14 protein-coding genes are annotated in these 15,855 nt (G+C 58.4%); 9 read left to right on the forward strand and 5 right to left on the reverse strand.

The genetic code is table 11. From position 1 onward, the window contains the following. Positions 1-176 precede the first annotated feature (176 nt). The 3 genes from DXB44_RS02155 to nrdR all read left to right on the forward strand — a co-directional run bounded on the left by DXB44_RS02155 (position 177) and on the right by nrdR (position 4,457). Positions 177-1,457 carry an aminotransferase gene (locus DXB44_RS02155; protein WP_118657576.1) on the forward strand — a complete coding sequence of 427 codons (1,281 nt, stop codon included), beginning with the start codon at positions 177-179 and terminating at the stop codon, positions 1,455-1,457. Between the two features lie 182 nt (positions 1,458-1,639). Next, entirely contained in the window at positions 1,640-3,973 is a 2,334-nt protein-coding gene (gene secF, locus DXB44_RS02160) for a protein translocase subunit SecF (protein ID WP_118657577.1), read from the forward strand. A 16-nt stretch (positions 3,974-3,989) separates the two neighbouring features. Continuing rightward, a complete protein-coding gene (gene nrdR, locus DXB44_RS02165; RefSeq protein ID WP_005925688.1) occupies positions 3,990-4,457 on the forward strand; it encodes a transcriptional regulator NrdR in 468 nt (155 codons plus the stop codon). A gap of 215 nt (positions 4,458-4,672) precedes the next feature. Here nrdR and DXB44_RS02170 read toward each other — a convergent pair whose 3' ends face one another. Both DXB44_RS02170 and DXB44_RS02175 read right to left on the reverse strand, forming a co-directional pair. Continuing rightward, on the reverse strand, positions 4,673-5,041 hold the full coding sequence (locus DXB44_RS02170; RefSeq protein ID WP_097780378.1) for a DUF4363 family protein: 369 nt from the start codon (positions 5,039-5,041) through the stop codon (positions 4,673-4,675). Then, positions 5,038-5,730 carry a DUF421 domain-containing protein gene (locus tag DXB44_RS02175; RefSeq protein ID WP_112090016.1) on the reverse strand — a complete coding sequence of 231 codons (693 nt, stop codon included), beginning with the start codon at positions 5,728-5,730 and terminating at the stop codon, positions 5,038-5,040. The genes DXB44_RS02170 and DXB44_RS02175 overlap by 4 nt, the downstream gene beginning before the upstream one ends. A gap of 76 nt (positions 5,731-5,806) precedes the next feature. Here DXB44_RS02175 and DXB44_RS02180 point away from each other — a divergent pair, with 76 nt between their 5' ends. Genes DXB44_RS02180 through DXB44_RS02190 form a run of 3 tightly spaced genes read left to right on the forward strand, consistent with a single transcriptional unit; the run spans position 5,807 to position 9,014 of the window. Further along, positions 5,807-7,273 (forward strand): spore germination protein, encoded by a 1,467-nt coding sequence (locus tag DXB44_RS02180; RefSeq protein ID WP_243111007.1) that lies wholly within the window; start codon positions 5,807-5,809, stop codon positions 7,271-7,273. Beyond that, the gene (locus tag DXB44_RS02185; protein ID WP_118657579.1) at positions 7,270-8,058 is read left to right on the forward strand and encodes a hypothetical protein; all 789 of its coding nucleotides are present in this window, start codon (positions 7,270-7,272) and stop codon (positions 8,056-8,058) included. The genes DXB44_RS02180 and DXB44_RS02185 overlap by 4 nt, the downstream gene beginning before the upstream one ends. Then, positions 8,055-9,014, forward strand: a complete 960-nt coding sequence (locus tag DXB44_RS02190; protein WP_118657580.1) for a hypothetical protein — start codon at positions 8,055-8,057, stop codon at positions 9,012-9,014. Before DXB44_RS02185 ends, DXB44_RS02190 begins: the two co-directional genes overlap by 4 nt. On the opposite strand, the gene DXB44_RS02195 is transcribed toward DXB44_RS02190, so the two are convergent. From DXB44_RS02195 to DXB44_RS02205, 3 genes are read right to left on the reverse strand one after another with little or no spacing between them, the layout of a single operon-like run. After that, the gene (locus tag DXB44_RS02195; protein ID WP_118657581.1) at positions 9,011-10,360 is read right to left on the reverse strand and encodes an ATP-binding protein; all 1,350 of its coding nucleotides are present in this window, start codon (positions 10,358-10,360) and stop codon (positions 9,011-9,013) included. The two genes, DXB44_RS02190 and DXB44_RS02195, sit on opposite strands and share 4 nt — an antisense overlap. Further along, on the reverse strand, positions 10,357-11,043 hold the full coding sequence (locus tag DXB44_RS02200) for a response regulator transcription factor (protein WP_118657582.1): 687 nt from the start codon (positions 11,041-11,043) through the stop codon (positions 10,357-10,359). Before DXB44_RS02200 ends, DXB44_RS02195 begins: the two co-directional genes overlap by 4 nt. Positions 11,044-11,046: 3 nt before the next feature. Then, entirely contained in the window at positions 11,047-12,828 is a 1,782-nt protein-coding gene (locus DXB44_RS02205; RefSeq protein WP_118657583.1) for a Na/Pi cotransporter family protein, read from the reverse strand. A gap of 269 nt (positions 12,829-13,097) precedes the next feature. Here DXB44_RS02205 and hprK point away from each other — a divergent pair, with 269 nt between their 5' ends. The 3 genes from hprK to rapZ are packed head-to-tail and all read left to right on the forward strand — an operon-like array spanning position 13,098 to position 15,853. Further along, positions 13,098-14,033 (forward strand): HPr(Ser) kinase/phosphatase, encoded by a 936-nt coding sequence (gene hprK / locus DXB44_RS02210; protein WP_118657584.1) that lies wholly within the window; start codon positions 13,098-13,100, stop codon positions 14,031-14,033. 28 nt (positions 14,034-14,061) lie between these two features. Then, positions 14,062-14,958, forward strand: a complete 897-nt coding sequence (gene murB, locus DXB44_RS02215) for a UDP-N-acetylmuramate dehydrogenase (RefSeq protein ID WP_118657585.1) — start codon at positions 14,062-14,064, stop codon at positions 14,956-14,958. A gap of 31 nt (positions 14,959-14,989) precedes the next feature. Beyond that, entirely contained in the window at positions 14,990-15,853 is an 864-nt protein-coding gene (gene rapZ / locus DXB44_RS02220; protein ID WP_055184305.1) for an RNase adapter RapZ, read from the forward strand. The last annotated feature ends 2 nt before the right edge of the window (positions 15,854-15,855 follow it).

Below are 15,855 nucleotides of genomic sequence, written 5' to 3' on the forward strand. Positions count from 1 at the left end.
AAGCTTTTTGCTTTTGACAGGGCTTTTTGCTTTCAAATTCTTGTTTCTGACAGGAAAATGTACTATAATAGTAAAGTGTGGATCGTGCGGCGTGTGTTCTCTGGCAGGGGCATACCGCAAAAGACGAGCCACAGTATCGGGTAACAGGAAGAGTACTATAAAGGAGTGTGTATTCAATGGCAAATTATCACGAGATGGATCGCGCTGCGCTGACCGCTGAAAAGGCAGCGCTGGAACAGGCTTATAAGCAGTTTCAGGCAAAGGGTCTGAAGCTGAATATGGCACGCGGCAAGCCCGGCCCCCACCAGATGGATCTGGCAATGGACCTGCTGAAGATGACCGACTACACCACGGATGCAGGCACCGATGCCCGCAACTACGGCGAGCTGGAGGGTCTGAGCGAGGCACGCGCCCTGTTTGCAGATGTGTTCGGCGTAAAGCCCAACGAGGTATTCGTGGGCGGCAACTCCAGCCTGCAGCTGATGTACAACCTCATCAACATCGGTTATGTGTTCGGTTTCCCGGAGTCTCCCTGCCCTTGGTCTCAGGTGGAGAAGCGCAAGTTCCTCTGCCCGGTGCCCGGCTATGACCGTCACTTTGCCATTACTGAGGAGTTCGGCTTTGAGCTCATCAGCGTGCCCATGACCCCCAACGGCCCCGATATGGACGTTGTGGAAAAGCTGGTGGCTGAGGACGATACCATCAAGGGTATCTGGTGCGTGCCGCAGTACTCCAACCCCGATGGCTACACCTACAGCGATGAGACCATCGAGCGCTTTGCCAAGATGAAGACCGCCGCCCCGGATTTCAAGATCTTCTGGGATGAGGCCTACATCGTCCACCACCTGACCGAGGAGATCATCGAGACCCCCGTTCTGCTGAACGTGAGCAAGAAGTATGGCACGCAGGATCGCGTGTTTATGTTCACTTCCACCAGCAAGATCACCTTCCCGGGTGCCGGCGTTTCTGCCATTGCATGCAGCGACAACAGCATGAAGTATATGTGCAAGCGCTTTTCTGTGATGATCATCAGCTACGATAAGATGAACCAGCTGCGCCATGTCCGCTTCCTGAAGAACAAGGAGGGCGTTCTGGCACACATGGCAAAGCACCGCCGCCGTCTGGTGCCCTGCTTCGATGCTGTCAAGACCGCCTTTGCCGCCAACCTCACCCCCTGCGGCGATATTGCCCACTGGACCAACCCCAAGGGCGGCTACTTTATCAGCCTGTATGTCATGCCCGGCTGCGCTAAGCGCGTGGCAGAACTGTGCAAGAACGCAGGTCTGGTGCTGACCGGTGCAGGCTCTGCTTACCCGTACCACAAGGACCCGCAGGACTCTCACCTGCGCATCGCCCCCACTTATCCCAGTCTGGACGAGGTGGAGACCGCTTCCGAACTGCTGTGCGTCTGCGTGCGTCTGGCCGTTGTGGAAAAGCTGCTGGCTGATATGGCCTAAGGCTTAAAATAATTTGTATATTCTCCTCTGCGGGGCTCTTTGCAGGGCTGGCAGGGGAGTTTTATCACAGAAAGGTCGGCACGACGGCTGCTCTGTGAGGAGAGGAACCGTCGGCAAAACTTGCGGTTCACAACAAAAACGGCGGCGGCTGCACAGCCGCCGCTTTTGGAGGTTCCCGACTTATGAAAACAAAAGGCAAAGCATGGCAGCTGGTCGTTACCGCGCTGCTGATCGTTGTGTTTGTCTACACTGCCTTTTTTGGCGTGGCGGCAAAATACGGCGATGTGACCACCACCTACATCAAGGGTGCAAAGGATATCCGCTTTGGTGTGGATATCAAGGGCGGCGTCAACGTCACCTTTGTGCCCTCGGATGGCTACGATGCAACGGACGAGCAGCTGGATGCCGCCCGTCTGGTCATCGAGAACCGTCTGGTCGCGTTGAACGTGACCGACTACGAGCTGTATGTGGACAACAACTCCGACAGCCTGATCCTGGAGTTTCCGTGGCAGTCCGGCGAGACGGATTTTGACCCCGAGGCTGCCATTCAGGAGATCGGCACCACCGCCTACCTGACCTTCCGCGAGGGAGCCAGCAAGGACGGCGAGCTGATTTTGGACGGCTCCATGGTCGAAAGCGCTTCGGCACAGTACGGTGCTGTGAGCAACGGCGGCAGCTCTGAGTATTACGTTGCCCTCAAGTTCACCACCGAGGGCGCCAAGGCCTTTGGCGATGCCACCACCAAACTGGCCGCCGATAAGGGCAGCATTAGCATCTGGCTGGACGACGAAAACGTGAGCACCGCCACCGTCAACACCGCCATTACCGACGGACAGGCCATCATCACCAGCTCGGCGTCCAATCCCTTTACGCAGGATGCCGTGGTCAAGATGGCACGCCAGATCAACTCCGGTGCACTGCCCTTTGCTTTGAGCGTGGACAGCTACTCCACCGTAAGCCCCAGTCTGGGCGAAAACAGCCTTGGCGCTATGGTGCTGGCCGGCCTGATCGCTTTTGCCCTCATCGTGGTGTTCATGACGGTGCTGTACCGTCTGCCGGGCTTTCTGGCCTGCATCGCGCTGGCCGGTCAGGTGGCGGCTACGCTGGCCTTTGTGTCCGGCTACTTCCCGGTATTTGAAAGCTTCACCCTGACCCTGCCCGGTATCGCAGGTATCATTCTGGCTATCGGTATGGGTGTGGATGCCAACGTCATCACCGCCGAGCGCATCAAGGAGGAACTGAAAAACGGCAAATCTCTGGACGGCGCACTGAAGAGCGGCTTTGCCCGCGGCCTGACCCCTATCATTGATGGCAATGTGACCATCGTCATCGTGGCCATCGTGCTCATGGGTGCCTTCGGCCCCTCGGATGGCCTGTTTGCCAAGGCACTGCACTTTGTATTCTTCGCCTTCGGACCCTCTACCGCAGGCACCATCTACGCCTTCGGTTATACACTGCTCACCGGCGTGCTGCTGAACTTTGTGTTCGGTGTGTTCGCTACCCGTGTTATGATCCGTGGCGCAGCTGCCATCAAGGCACTGCGCAACCCGTGGCTCTACGGTGCTGCAAAGCCCGGGCAGGAAAAGACTGAAAAGAAGCCGGTGGATTTCGTATCCCTGCGCAAAAAGTTCCTGACCTTCTCTGCCTGCCTGATGGCAGTCATCCTGCTGTGCGCCGCAGTGTTCGGTGTGCATCTGGATACCGAGTTCACCGGCGGTGCCATGATCACCCTGTCCTACGAAGGAAGCTTTGACCAGTCCGCAGTGCAAAAGACCGCTGCTGCGGCGCTGGAAAACACCGGCCTGACCCTGCAGACCGGCGAGAACGTGGCCACCGGTGACCAGACTTTAAAGATCTCCATGCCCGGCACCGAGACCGTGACCACCGAGCAGGTGGAGAACCTGCTGGATTCCCTGAACGAGAACTACCCGGATAACCAGTTTGCCCAGCTGTCCCTGAGCAATGTCAGCGCAGCCATGGGCACCAAGTTCCTGCAGAAGAGCTTGGTAGCTGTGGTGTTTGCACTGGTGCTCATTCTGTTGTATATCGCCCTGCGCTTCAAGAACATCGGCGGTCTGACCGGTGGTATGATGGCAGTGCTGGCGCTGGTCAACGACCTGATGGTGGTGTTCGGCACCTTTGTGCTGCTGCGCACCGCACTGGACGGCAACTTTATCGCCGCGATGCTCACCATCCTCGGCTACTCCATCAATGATACCGTTGTGGTGTACGACCGTATCCGCGAGAACCGCGCCCTGATGGGCAAAAAGGGCAGCTTTGAGGAACTGGTCAACCAGTCGGTCAACCAGTCTGCCCGCCGCACCCTGATCACCACCATCACCACTGTGATGGCATTGGGCGTGATGTGCATTGTGGCAAAGCTCTACGGTTTGGACAGTATCTTTACCTTTGCGTTCCCGCTGATGATGGGTATGATCAGCGGTGTGTACACCTCTCTGTGCGTTTCCACCTCGGCATGGGTGCTGTGGAGCGAGCGCAGCAAAAAGAAAAACTGAGGCGGAGGAACAAACGATGAAGTGCCCTTATTGCGGTGCGGAGGAATCCAAGGTGATCGACTCCCGCCCGACTGAAGATAACGAGCGCATCCGCCGCCGCCGCGAGTGCCTGAACTGTCATATGCGTTTTACCACCTACGAGGTGGTGGAAACAGTGCCGCTGGTAGTCATCAAAAAGGATAACTCCCGCGAACCCTTTGACCGGCAGAAGCTGTTCAACGCCATGCTGCGCGCCTGTGCCAAGCGTCCTGTCAGCTACGAAACGCTGGAACGTGCCGTCAGCAGCATTGAGCAGGCTTTGTTCAGCTCCTACGACCGCGAGATCCCCAGTGTGCGCATCGGCGAGCTGACCATGGAGGAACTGAAAAAAATCGACGAGGTGGCCTATATCCGCTTTGCATCGGTCTATCGCCAGTTTGCGGACGTGGAAAGCTTCCTTGATGAACTGAAAAAGCTTGTGGGCGACCGCAAGGAAAACCAGTAAACTATAATTTAAGACCGAGAGATGCTTTTGGGTGTCTCTCGGTCTGTTTTTGTTGTGAAAAAATTGCTTGTCGCGGCCCGCAGGACTCGACAAGCGTAAAAATAAATATAGTATTTCCGCTGATAATATCCAGAGCGTAAGCGGAGGATATTCAAAACGGTTATTCCCCCAAAAGACACTGCACGGCGTTTCGTGCAGTGTCCTTTTTGCTCATCTTAAACCAGCCGCCGGGCAAGCCATTCCAGCCGCTCCACCTCCACCTGTGCGCGGCGCAGTTCGCCCAGCGCCTCCTCTGCGGCCTGCTGCTCAAGGTATCCGTCTGCCGCCCGCAGCGCGGCTTCCAGTTCTGTGTAGTCGGCTGTGCGCAGCAGATGGCTCATAGTCTCCCGCATGGTGTCGCACAGCTCTGCACCCTCGGCAAGTGCCTGCCGCGCGGTGGGAAAGTCCTTCTGCCGTACAGCCTCAAGGGCACAGTCCAAGTCAGCTGAGATATCCTGTGCAAAGCCCTGCACCCGTCCGCTGCTGTAAAGGGATACCCCCAGCAGCGCCGCCACGATTAGGATACACGCATAGATCCGCTTCATCGTTTTCCTCCCGGCTGGCGGCCTTCCTTTTTTAGCAGAAAATAGTCCTCGGTCTCGTTGCCGATAAGCAGTAGGATTTCCTGCGGCAGAACAGTGTTTGCCGTGGCGGTGCGTTCCAGCCACGCACGGTCTTTGCCGCACCAGCGCAGATTATCCTCCAGCACCTGTCCGTCCAGCACAAAAGGGATGGTGGCCTGTGTCTGTTGCACCTTCAGCTGCAAGTCGGACAGAGTCGCTGCTTCCTGCTCCGGGCGCAGCGCCGCCGACAGTGTGCCGTTTGTTTCAATTACGGCGTAGGATACCCTGCGCGGGTCAAAGATATCCTTGCCGCGCAGCGCCTCCATCAGGTCAGCAGTGGTCAGCCGCAGCATCCGCAGTGCATTCTGATCAATCTTTCCGTCCAGAATCACCGTTTTGGGACGCCCAGAAAGAAAATTGAAGAATTTCTGGCTGCGGAAGCTCACTACTGAACCCAGCAGCTCCAGCGCCGCAATAAGAAACAGCGGGATCAGACTGGCGGTGATGGGCACATCTTCTGATTCAATGGAGATGGATGCCAGATTGGAGATCAGGATGGTGGATACCAGCTCCTCCGGCTGCAATTCTCCCAGCTGACGCTTGCCCATCAGCCGCATGGCAAACAAAACACAGAGATACAAAATAATAGTGCGGCAAAGCAGCAGTTTCATGCACAAACCCTCCCGATCCGGTGTGCGCGCGTATTCCGTTGCGGCAAAGCGGGTATACTGCACACACAAAGGAGTGATGGATGTGCAGCAGCTTTCGCAAAGCCTTGCGGAAAACCTGTCCGCGCTTGATGCTAGGTTTGGCAAATCGGCAGATTATTATGCGAAGAAGATCGTTTTGTACGGCTGCCCAGGGTGCATTGTATTGTTTGACGGCATGGCAAGCTTGGATTCGCTCTGGGAGCTGTTGCTGGACGCCGCCGGGCGGCAGTCTGCTTCTGTTCGGCTTACTGGTACGCAAGCCTATGCGCATATCCTGCACGGCTCGGCTTTTCCGGCCGAGAGCACTCCGGTGCAGGATATGCCGCAGCTGGTAGCGCGGCTGACGGCGGGCATGGCGGTGCTGCTTTTAGAGGGGTGCAGCAGCGGCATCGTTTTTTCGGTACAGGGGCTCAAGTTCCGCTCCGTGGAAGAACCATCCGGTGAGGGCAATCTGCGCGGCAGCAGGGAAGGCTTTACCGACCTTCTGCGGGTGAATCTGAGCCTTCTGCGCCGGCTTGTCCGTACCGATACCCTTATGCAGGAGGCCGCACAGGCGCACACTTGCTGCAATACCGAGTACGCTCTCTGCTACTGTAAGGACCGTGCCGACCCCGCCATGGTACAGCGGGTGCGCGCCATTTTGCAAAGCGCACGGCCGGAGCTGCTGCTGGATTCCAGCTATTTTGTACCGTGGCTGCTGCCCGGCAAGGCGCGGCTGTTCACCCCGGTGCACTACACCGAGCGCCCGGCGGTCGCTGCCGCAAAGCTCTGCGAAGGCAAGCTGGTAATTTTGGTCAACGGCAGCCCCTCAGCACTGGTGCTGCCCGCGCTGTTCAGCGAGCAGTTTGAATGTCTGGACGACTATGCCTCTACGGCGGCGTTCTCCTCTTTTTTGCGGGTGCTGAAATATTTTTCCTTCTACCTTACGGTGTTTTTGCCGGGGGTCTTTGTGTGCGTGGCGGTGTATCTGCCGGAGCTATTGCCCCCGCAGCTGCTGTATAAGATCGAAGCAGCCGAAAAGGCCACTCCGCTGCCCCTGTTTGCCGAGATGCTGCTGGTCATCCTGATCTTAGAGATCATCCGGGAAGCCGGGCTACGGATGCCGCAGTCACTGGGGCACTCGGTCAGTCTGGTGTCAGCGCTCATCATTGGCGATGCCGCCATTGCCACCGGGCTCATGAGCACCCCGGTCATCTTTGTTGCAAGTATTACTGCCATTGCAGTCTTTGTCACCCCAGGCCTGTACGAGCCTGCCACTCTGCTGCGCATTGGCACGGTGCTGCTGGCAGGGCTTGCCGGGCCGGTGGGACTTGCCGCAGCATTTTTCGGCTTTCTGCTCAGCATCGTCAGCACCGAAGCACTGGGCGTGTCCTATCTTGCGCCGCACCCGTTCCCGCAGCAGCCGCTTCCCGAGGACGGCGTTCTGCGCCGCAACTACCGACAGCTGTCCCGGCACGGGTTCAATATCTGGCAAAAACGGGAGAGGGGGAGAAAGCAGTCATGAAACAGCACACAGAACGTTTTACCCCGGCGGCGCTGACGCTCAGCGTGGTCACCGCAGCACTGGCAGACGGCATCCCGCAAAGCGTCCCGGTGCGTCGGGCGCTGTGGCTGGGCGCAGTCAGCACGGTGTGCCTGTGCATCCTTTCGGCGCTGGCAGCGGCGGCACTGCGGGATAAAGCACCCTCCTTGGCGGTGCGGCTGGCGCTGACAGCCGGGCTTTTTATGGAGCTGATGCACACCCTCGTGCAGGCACAAGGACTGTGTACGGCAGAGTTTTTCTCCATGGCGCTGCTGGGCTTTCTGCCGCTGCTGCTCTGGGCGGGGTGGGCCGTCCCACCCGCAAGCTGGAATGCTTCGGCGCGGGTGTTGTGGTGGTTTGTAGCTGTGGGCGGCGTGGTCTGCCTGTTGGGGCTTGCAGGGCAGCTGCACTGGTACCGGCTGTTTACCCCGGCACAGCCGGCCGCAGCAAACTGGGGCGTACCGGTCTACGCTGAATATTTTGCAGGAGCCCTTCTGTGCAGTGCGAGGTCTGCTCGCCACACGGTCTGGTTGCCGGTATGGGGCTTTGCGGTGCAGGCGGCGGCTTTGATGGGCAGTGCTTTGCTGTTTGGCAGCGGCGCATACCCTCGGCTGGAGTTGCTGCGGGCGTGGAGCAGCGGAAGCTTTTCCCGCATGGATGCGCTGCTTTTGCTGCTGTGGCTGCTGTGTGCCGTCTACCGGGCAGCCATGCTGTGTGCCGCTATCCGCTTGCTCTGGCGGCAGCCGAAGGCAGAGGTGCAGCCATGAGAAAACAGAAATCTTGCAAGCCGCTGCTGTATTTGCTGCTGACGGGGTGGTGCTTTTTGTTCCTGCGCTGCGAAAGCACCGAGAAAAGCATGGTGCGGGCGGTGTATCTGGCACAGACCGAACAGGGGTATCAGGCAGGGCTGCTCTATCAGGCACCGCAGGCCGCCGCCGATGCCGCCGAAGCCTCTGCCGCATTGCAGTTTGTGCAGGCAGAGGGGCAAACGATGGAGCGGGCGCTGGCTGCGGCAGAGCAGGCACTGCCCCAAACCGCAAGCTACCGCCTGTGTGACTACCTGTTGCTGCCAAAGGCGGCAGAGCCATTACTAACAGAGTACGAGCAGCTGGTGCTGCGGCGCGGCTGTGGGCGCACGGCTGCAAGGCTGTTTTGCGCAGAAGGAGAGATAGAGCACCTGACAACACAAGCCACACTGCCGGACGCCCTGATGGCACAGCTAAAGGCTGCCGCGCCCACCGCGCCCCGTCTGTATCAGCACACAGAGCCGGGGCTTCTGCCTGTTATCCGGTGGAGCGCGGAAGAAGTGACGATACAGGAAGGCGGCGTTCTGCATACTGTGGCAGCTAATACGCCCCTATCCCCGGAGCAGGCCGAGGTGTACCGTCTGCTTGCCGGGCAGGGCGGCACCAGGCAGCTCTGGCTGGAAGGGGAGCGCATCGGCATCCGGCGCAGCACCGTTTCAGTCACCTTGCAAAAGGCGCAGGTGCTTGTGCGGCTGGACTGCCAACGTGCCGCCCACAGCCCATTGCCCACGCAGGCGCAGCGGCAACAGCTTGCGGCGCAGTGCACCGCACTTTTGCAAAGCTGCTGGCAGCAGGGCGTGGATGTGCTGCACCTGCAAGCCCGGGAAGCGCTGCGGAGCGGCAGCGGCGCAAGCTTTGACCCAACAAAAAACGCCTGCCCGCAATGGCGGACAGACGTGCATTTCATGCTGTATTAAGAGGCGGTAGGAAAGGTGACAGTGATGGTGGTGCCAACGTCTACCTGACTTTCCAGCTTGATGCGGGCGTTGTGGATACGGGCAATGTGCTTGACGATGGCAAGCCCAAGCCCGGTGCCGCCGGTGGCTTTGCTGCGGCTCTTATCCACCCGGTAAAAGCGCTCGAACACGCTGGACTGCGCTTCCCGCGGGATGCCAATGCCGTTATCCGTTACGGTCAGGGAGCAGTGCCCGTCCCGGCTGCAAGTGGTAATGATCTGCACCTTGCCGCCCGGGCGGTTGTAGCGGATGGCGTTGTCGCACAGGTTCTGGCACAGCTCATCCAGCAGTGCGCGGCTGCCAAGCACCGGGGCGCTCTCGCCCAGATAAGTCAGGGAGATATACGCGCGCCGGGCGTTCAGTTTCTGGCGCTCCACGCACTCCTTGACAACCTCCAAAAGATCTACCGTTTCCATCACCGGGGCGTCTCCGGTCTCGCTTACGGTATCCAGCTTGGAAAGCTGCAAAATATCGTTGACCAGCTGGATCATGCGGGTGGCCTCGCTGTGGATCTTGCGGCCGAAATCCGGCACATCCTCCGGCTTTGCAATGCCGGTCTCGATCAGCTCTGCATAGCCGGAAATGCTGGTCAGCGGGGTCTTGAGCTCGTGGCTGACATTGGCGGTAAACTCCTGCCGCATCTTCTCGTTGTTTTCCCGCAGAATGCGGTCAGAATGGATGCTTTCCGCAAAGGGGATCAGCTCCCGGTAGGGCACGTTTTCCTGAATGTGATCCAGATCCTCGGTCATGTTCAGCACCGGCTGCACCAGAGCTTTGGTCAGCAGGGCTGCCAGCACCGCAGCGGCCAGCATCAGCGCCACACAGCTCAGTACGATGGCAGGGATGGTGGCATCATAGATGGACCACACGGTCTCAGCGTCCTGCGCCACACGCAGCACATCCCCGCCGGAAAGCCGGAGCGCGTAGTAATAGGTCTCGTAGCCCATGGTCTGGGAGTCGCGGATGTCCCGACCCTCGCCGTTTGCAATGGCATCGCGGATCTCCGGGCGGGTCAGATGGTTCTCCATGGGCTGGTCGGTGGCAGATTCAAACAACACGATGCCGTCCTGACTGATCAACGTCACGCGCAGATCATCGGTCACAAAGGTACTCAGCTGCGCGGGGTCTCCGGTCTGCTCGTACCCGGCGCGCACAAGGTCGGTCTCGCGCTCCAAAGCCGACCATGCCTGCGCCGTAAAGGCCTTATGAAACACAAAAATGCACAGCGCTGCGGTGAATATAAGCCCCAGAAAGCCCATCAGGAACAACCGGTAGCTGATCTTTTCTTCCATGCTGCGCAGCTTCACTCTTCTTCGGCCTCCTCATCGGTCAGCTTGTAGCCCACCTTGCGCACGGTGCAGATGTAACGCCCCGCATCGCCCAGCTTTTTTCGCAGGGTGCGGATGTGCATATCCACGGTACGGCTCTCCACCGAGATATCGGTGCCCCACACCACCTGCAAAATGGTCTCGCGGGTCACCACCAGACAGGTGTTTTCCAGCAGCAGCCGCAGCAGGCAGTATTCCTTGTAGGTCAACTCCACAGGGGTGCTGTTTACTGTAACGCTGTGGCGGGCGTTGTCCAGCTGAATTTCATGGAACACCAGCACGTCCGGCCTTACCTCCGGGGCAGAGCGCCGCAGCGCTACACGCACCCGGCTGAGAAATTCCATAATGCCAAAGGGCTTTGCAATGTAATCGTCCGCGCCGCAGTCCAGCCCGCGCACGGTGTCCAGCTCGCTGGATTTTGCAGTGACCATAATGATGGGCAGCTTGCGCAGGGAAGGAGTATTGCGCAGCTTTTTCAGGATGGAAAAGCCATCCTCGCCGGGCAGCATCACGTCCAAGATCACCAGCTCCGGCTCAGCAGCGTGCATGGCCTGCCAGAAGGGCTCTGCACTCTCAAAGCCCTGCACCTCGTAGCCGTTGGATTGCAGGGCGTACTGCTCCAGTTCGCGGATGGAAGCATCGTCCTCTACAATATAGATCATAACTCAGTTCTCCTCAGCAGTCTGTCCGTCCGGGAACAGATACCGCTCACGGTAGCGGCCCAGACGGCGGTGGAATTCTTCGCTTTCCTTAGTGTCGTTGCCGTGGCGCAGATCGTTCAGGTAAGCGTGGGTGTCAAAGCTGTCCTGTGCCACCTCGATCTGCGCAACTGCCACGTTGCTGCAATGGTCGCACACACGCTCGTAGTTGGTCAGCAGATCGTCCAGCACAAAACCGTACTCGATGGAGCAGCTGCCGGCCTGCAGCCGGGCAACGTGCCGCGCCTTGATGGCACGCACCAGCTCGTTGACCACGGCCTCCAGCGGCTCAACCTTGGAAGCAAGGTGCAGATCCCCCTTGCGGAAGGCGTCGGTAGTGCGGCTCAGGGTATCCTGCACCGCATCCTCCAGCACCTGCAGCTCCTCCTGTGCATCCTTGGAGAAGTGAATCTCCTTCTGGTGCATCTCCTCGGCAGATTCCAGCAGGTTAACGGAATGGTCGCTGATGCGCTCAAAATCACTGATAGTGTGCAGCAGGGTGTTCACGCTCTGGCTGTCGGTGTGGTTCAGCTCCCGGCCGGACAGCTTGACCAGATAAGTGCCCAGTGCGTCCTCGTACCGATCCACCCGGCACTCCTCATCCCGCACCTTCTGGGCAAGTTCATCGTTCCATTCGTGGGTCAGGCTCATGGCCTGCACCACGCCCACCCGGGCAAGCTCGGCCATTTCAGCGGTAGCGGCGCGGGCACGCTCCACAGCCACAGCGGGGGTGTTCAGCAGACGGTCATCCAGCAGAGCAAACTCCTCTTTTTCCGGGGAATCGGGAATGGTCAGGATGGCCAGCTTTTCCAGCCCGGTGGCAAAGGGCAGCAGAATTACGGTAGCCAGAATGTTAAATACCGAGTGCACGATTGCAATGCCCCATGCCTCGATGGTGGTATTCACAAAGGCAAAGTGGCAGACGGCGTTGAGCCCATAGAACCCGAACAGGAAGATGCTTACACCGATGATGTTGAAGTACAGGTGCACCATAGCGGCCCGGCGGGCGTTCTTATTCGCACCCACCGAGGACAGCAGTGCGGTCACACAGGTACCGATGTTCTGCCCCATGATGATGGGAATGGCACTGCCGTAGGTGATCACACCGGTGGCGCTCAGTGCTTGCAGGATGCCCACGCTGGCGCTGGAGCTCTGGATGATGCCGGTGACCAGTGCGCCCACCAGAACGCCCAGCAGGGGGTTGGAGAAGCGGGTGAACAGACTGGTGAACCATGCCTCGTTTTGCAGCGGCAGCACCGCGTTGGACATGGTGGTCATGCCGGTCATCAGCACGGCAAAGCCGATAAGGATGGTGCCCACGCCTTTTTTCTTCTCACTCTTACACATATACAGCAAAATGCCGATAAATGCAAGCACCGGGCTGAAAGAAGTAGGTTTGAGCAGCTGGATGAACAGGCTGTCGCCCTGCAAACCGGAAAGGCTCAAGATCCAGCTGGTCACGGTAGTGCCTACGTTGCTGCCCATGATCACGCCAATGGCCTGATGCAGCTCCATGATGCCACTGTTGACAAAGCCTACCACCATAACGGTGGTAGCGCTGGAACTCTGGATGACGGCAGTCACGCACAGACCCAGAAAAAAGCCCTTGAGGGGGTTATCGGTCAGTTTGCTGAGAATTTTTTGCAGCTGGCCGCCGGCCTGCTTTTCCAGTGCCTTGCCCATGATGTCCATACCGAACAAAAACAGGGCCAGACCTCCCAGCAGCGAAAAGACATTAAAAATGGTCATAAGTGGTTTCCTCACTTTATCTTGACGTGTTTTTCTCCTGTGCTTTAAGTATAGAAAAACAATGTAAAATCTGAAATCGCCGGAATGTAAAACCCATGTAAAGTAAGAAAAATGTAAAAATCCTGTGTACGGGCTGCGATGCAGCGTCGGTTTCCCGCCGTGGGTACAAAAACAGCGCCCCGGGCGTTGTATTTGCCGCCGAATTTTATTATAATAGAAATATGAGTGCCCGCAGCACAGCGCGGCAAAAGGATACAGGAGGAACCAGGATGGGTACGTTCAATGTTTCGCTTAAAACGCTGACCGACCGCGTCAGCATGGAAGTGGTATACACCCCCCGGGCGCTGGATGAGATCAGCGTGGAGATCGCCGAGGTCAACCGCCCGGGTCTGTTTCTGGCGGGCTATTATGATTACTTTGATAAGCTCCGCTTGCAGATCATGGGTCTGGCAGAGATGAACTTTCTGTCCGGTCTGACGGCAGAAAAGCGCTACGAGGCGCTGGAACAGCTGTTCCGGCAGCAGCCCCCGGCGGTCATCGTCTGCCGCAGCGAGGAACTGACCCCCTTCCCGGAGATGCAGGAGCTGGCGCAGAAGCATGATGTTGCCCTGCTGCGCTCCAACGAGACCACCTGCACCCTGATGGGCAGCCTGATCAGCGTGCTGAATCTGGAGCTCGCCCCCCGCATCACCCGGCACGGTGTGCTGGTGGAGGTGTACGGCGAGGGCATCCTGATCCTTGGCGACAGTGGCATCGGCAAAAGCGAGCTGGCCATCGAGCTGGTCAAGCGCGGTCACCGTCTGGTGGCAGATGACGCCGTGGAGCTGCGCAAGGTGTCCAACCGTCAGATCATGGGTACTGCACCGGAAAATATCCGCCACTTCATTGAGCTGCGCGGCATCGGCATCGTCAATGTGGCTCGTGTGTACGGCGTGGGTGCTGTCAAGCTGAGCGAAAGTCTGGATCTGGTGGTGCAGTTGGAGACATGGGACCCCACCAAGAACTACCAGCGCACCGGTCTGGAAAGTGAATACTACGACATTCTGGGCGTGAGCATTCCCAGCACCAGCATCCCGGTCTCTCCCGGTCGCAATCTGGCTGTGGTGCTGGAGACCGCAGCCATCAATAACCGCCAGAAGAAGATGGGCTACAACGCAGCCAAGGAGCTGCTGATCCGGCTGGGACTGGATGACAAAATGGACTGAACCTCTCTATAAAAAGGAGCCTGACCCTATGGAACAACTCAAGCAGCTGCTGATCGCAGCAGACATTGCTTATAAAGAAAATGAGCCGCTGGCGGCGCATTGCACCTTTAAAATCGGCGGCCCGGCGCGGCTGTTCGTGCAGCCGGTAGATCGGGCACAGCTTTGCCGCGCCGTTGCCCTGTGCAAGGCGCAGGGCGTTCGGTATTATTTGCTGGGTAACGGCAGTAATATCCTGTTTGCCGACGAGGGCTACAATGGCGCAGTGCTGGCTATTTCCTCCATGCAGGACACCGTGGAGGTGCACGGAACACAACTCACCGCCGGAGCGGGCGTGCGGCTCTCGGCGCTGTGCAAGACGGCGCTGGAACATGGCCTGACCGGGTTGGAATTCGCCTACGGCATCCCCGGCACGGTGGGCGGCGCGGTCTACATGAACGCCGGTGCTTACGGCGGTGAGATGAAGGACGTGCTGACCACAGTGCAGTACCTTACCGCCGAAGGCGAAATAAAAGAGGCTGCGGCAGCAGAACTTGATCTGCGCTACCGCCACAGCATTTTTGAAGAAAACGGCGGCTGCATCCTCTCGGCGCAGTTTGCCCTGACTCCGGGCGAGCCGGAAGCCATCCGCACCAAAATGGACGAACTGATGGCAAAGCGGCTGGACAAGCAGCCGCTGGATAAGCCTAGCGCAGGCAGCACCTTTAAGCGCCCGGTGGGTGCTTTTGCCGCTGCCCTCATTGACCAGTGCGGTCTGCGGGGCTACCGGCACGGCGGTGCCGCCGTCAGCGAGAAGCACTGCGGTTTTGTGGTAAATCTTGGCGGTGCCACCTGTGCCGATGTGCTGGCGCTGTGCGAGGAAGTACGCGCCATCGTAAAAGAAAAGACCGGCTATGATCTGGAAAAAGAGATCCGCGTAGTCCGCTGAACTGCGGGAATAGAGGGAGTGTGGAATACAGATGGAGCTATTGATCGTCAGCGGACTTTCCGGTGCGGGAAAGTCTGTGGCTATGAATGCGCTGGAGGATATCGGATTTTTCTGCATCGATAACGTCCCGGCGGGGCTGCTGCCCAGCATTACGGCGTTTTCCAAGGCTGGCGACAACCAGCTGGAGCGGGTGGCGCTTTCCATGGACGTGCGCGGCTGCCGCAGCAGGGAGCAAATTGAGACGGCCTTGCAGCAGCTGGACGAGCAGAAAACACCCTATAAGATCCTGTTTCTGGATGCACCGGACGATGTGCTGATGCGCCGTTACAGCGAGACCCGCCGCCGCCACCCCATCAGCATTGCAGAGGGCATCTCCACCCGGGATGCCTTTTTGAAGGAGCGGCAGATCTTACAGCCTTTGAAAGACCGCGCAGACTATACCATCAACACCGGTCTGCTCTCTACCTCCCAGAATAAAGAGCGCATCTGCGATCTCTTTCTAAAAAACGGCGGGGCAAAAAATGCCATGCGGCTCACCGTCATGTCCTTCGGGTTCAAGTTTGGTCTGCCGCCGGAGGCCGATCTTGTGCTGGATGTGCGCTGCCTGCCAAACCCCTTCTATGTGCCGGAACTGAAGCACAAGACCGGACTGGATCAGGAAGTGGTGGATTTTGTCATGAGTCACCCCGAAGCACAGGAGCTGCTGCACCGGTATGAGAACTTTTTACAGTACGCTCTGCCGCTCTATGTCAAGGAAGGTAAAAGCCAGCTGACCATTGCGGTGGGCTGTACGGGCGGTAAGCACCGCTCTATCACATTTGCACGCAAACTTGCGGAGTACTGCACCGCTCTGGGGTATGAACCCGGGGTGCAACACCGGGATGCCGTGCGCTGAAA

It is taken from the genome of Faecalibacterium sp. OM04-11BH, from assembly GCF_003482185.1.
In the GTDB taxonomy this organism is placed as follows: domain Bacteria; phylum Bacillota; class Clostridia; order Oscillospirales; family Ruminococcaceae; genus Faecalibacterium; species Faecalibacterium tardum.

Excerpts from the sequence above, each read along its gene's own strand:
- DXB44_RS02155 (WP_118657576.1), top strand. The coding sequence starts at position 177 with ATGGCAAATTATCACGAGATGGATCGCGCTGCGCTGACCGCTGAAAAG.
- secF (WP_118657577.1), top strand. The coding sequence starts at position 1,640 with ATGAAAACAAAAGGCAAAGCATGGCAGCTGGTCGTTACCGCGCTGCTG.
- nrdR (WP_005925688.1), top strand. The coding sequence starts at position 3,990 with ATGAAGTGCCCTTATTGCGGTGCGGAGGAATCCAAGGTGATCGACTCC.
- DXB44_RS02170 (WP_097780378.1), bottom strand. The coding sequence starts at position 5,041 with ATGAAGCGGATCTATGCGTGTATCCTAATCGTGGCGGCGCTGCTGGGG.
- DXB44_RS02175 (WP_112090016.1), bottom strand. The coding sequence starts at position 5,730 with ATGAAACTGCTGCTTTGCCGCACTATTATTTTGTATCTCTGTGTTTTG.
- DXB44_RS02180 (WP_243111007.1), top strand. The coding sequence starts at position 5,807 with ATGGATGTGCAGCAGCTTTCGCAAAGCCTTGCGGAAAACCTGTCCGCG.
- DXB44_RS02185 (WP_118657579.1), top strand. The coding sequence starts at position 7,270 with ATGAAACAGCACACAGAACGTTTTACCCCGGCGGCGCTGACGCTCAGC.
- DXB44_RS02190 (WP_118657580.1), top strand. The coding sequence starts at position 8,055 with ATGAGAAAACAGAAATCTTGCAAGCCGCTGCTGTATTTGCTGCTGACG.
- DXB44_RS02200 (WP_118657582.1), bottom strand. The coding sequence starts at position 11,043 with ATGATCTATATTGTAGAGGACGATGCTTCCATCCGCGAACTGGAGCAG.
- DXB44_RS02205 (WP_118657583.1), bottom strand. The coding sequence starts at position 12,828 with ATGACCATTTTTAATGTCTTTTCGCTGCTGGGAGGTCTGGCCCTGTTT.
- hprK (WP_118657584.1), top strand. The coding sequence starts at position 13,098 with ATGGGTACGTTCAATGTTTCGCTTAAAACGCTGACCGACCGCGTCAGC.
- murB (WP_118657585.1), top strand. The coding sequence starts at position 14,062 with ATGGAACAACTCAAGCAGCTGCTGATCGCAGCAGACATTGCTTATAAA.
- rapZ (WP_055184305.1), top strand. The coding sequence starts at position 14,990 with ATGGAGCTATTGATCGTCAGCGGACTTTCCGGTGCGGGAAAGTCTGTG.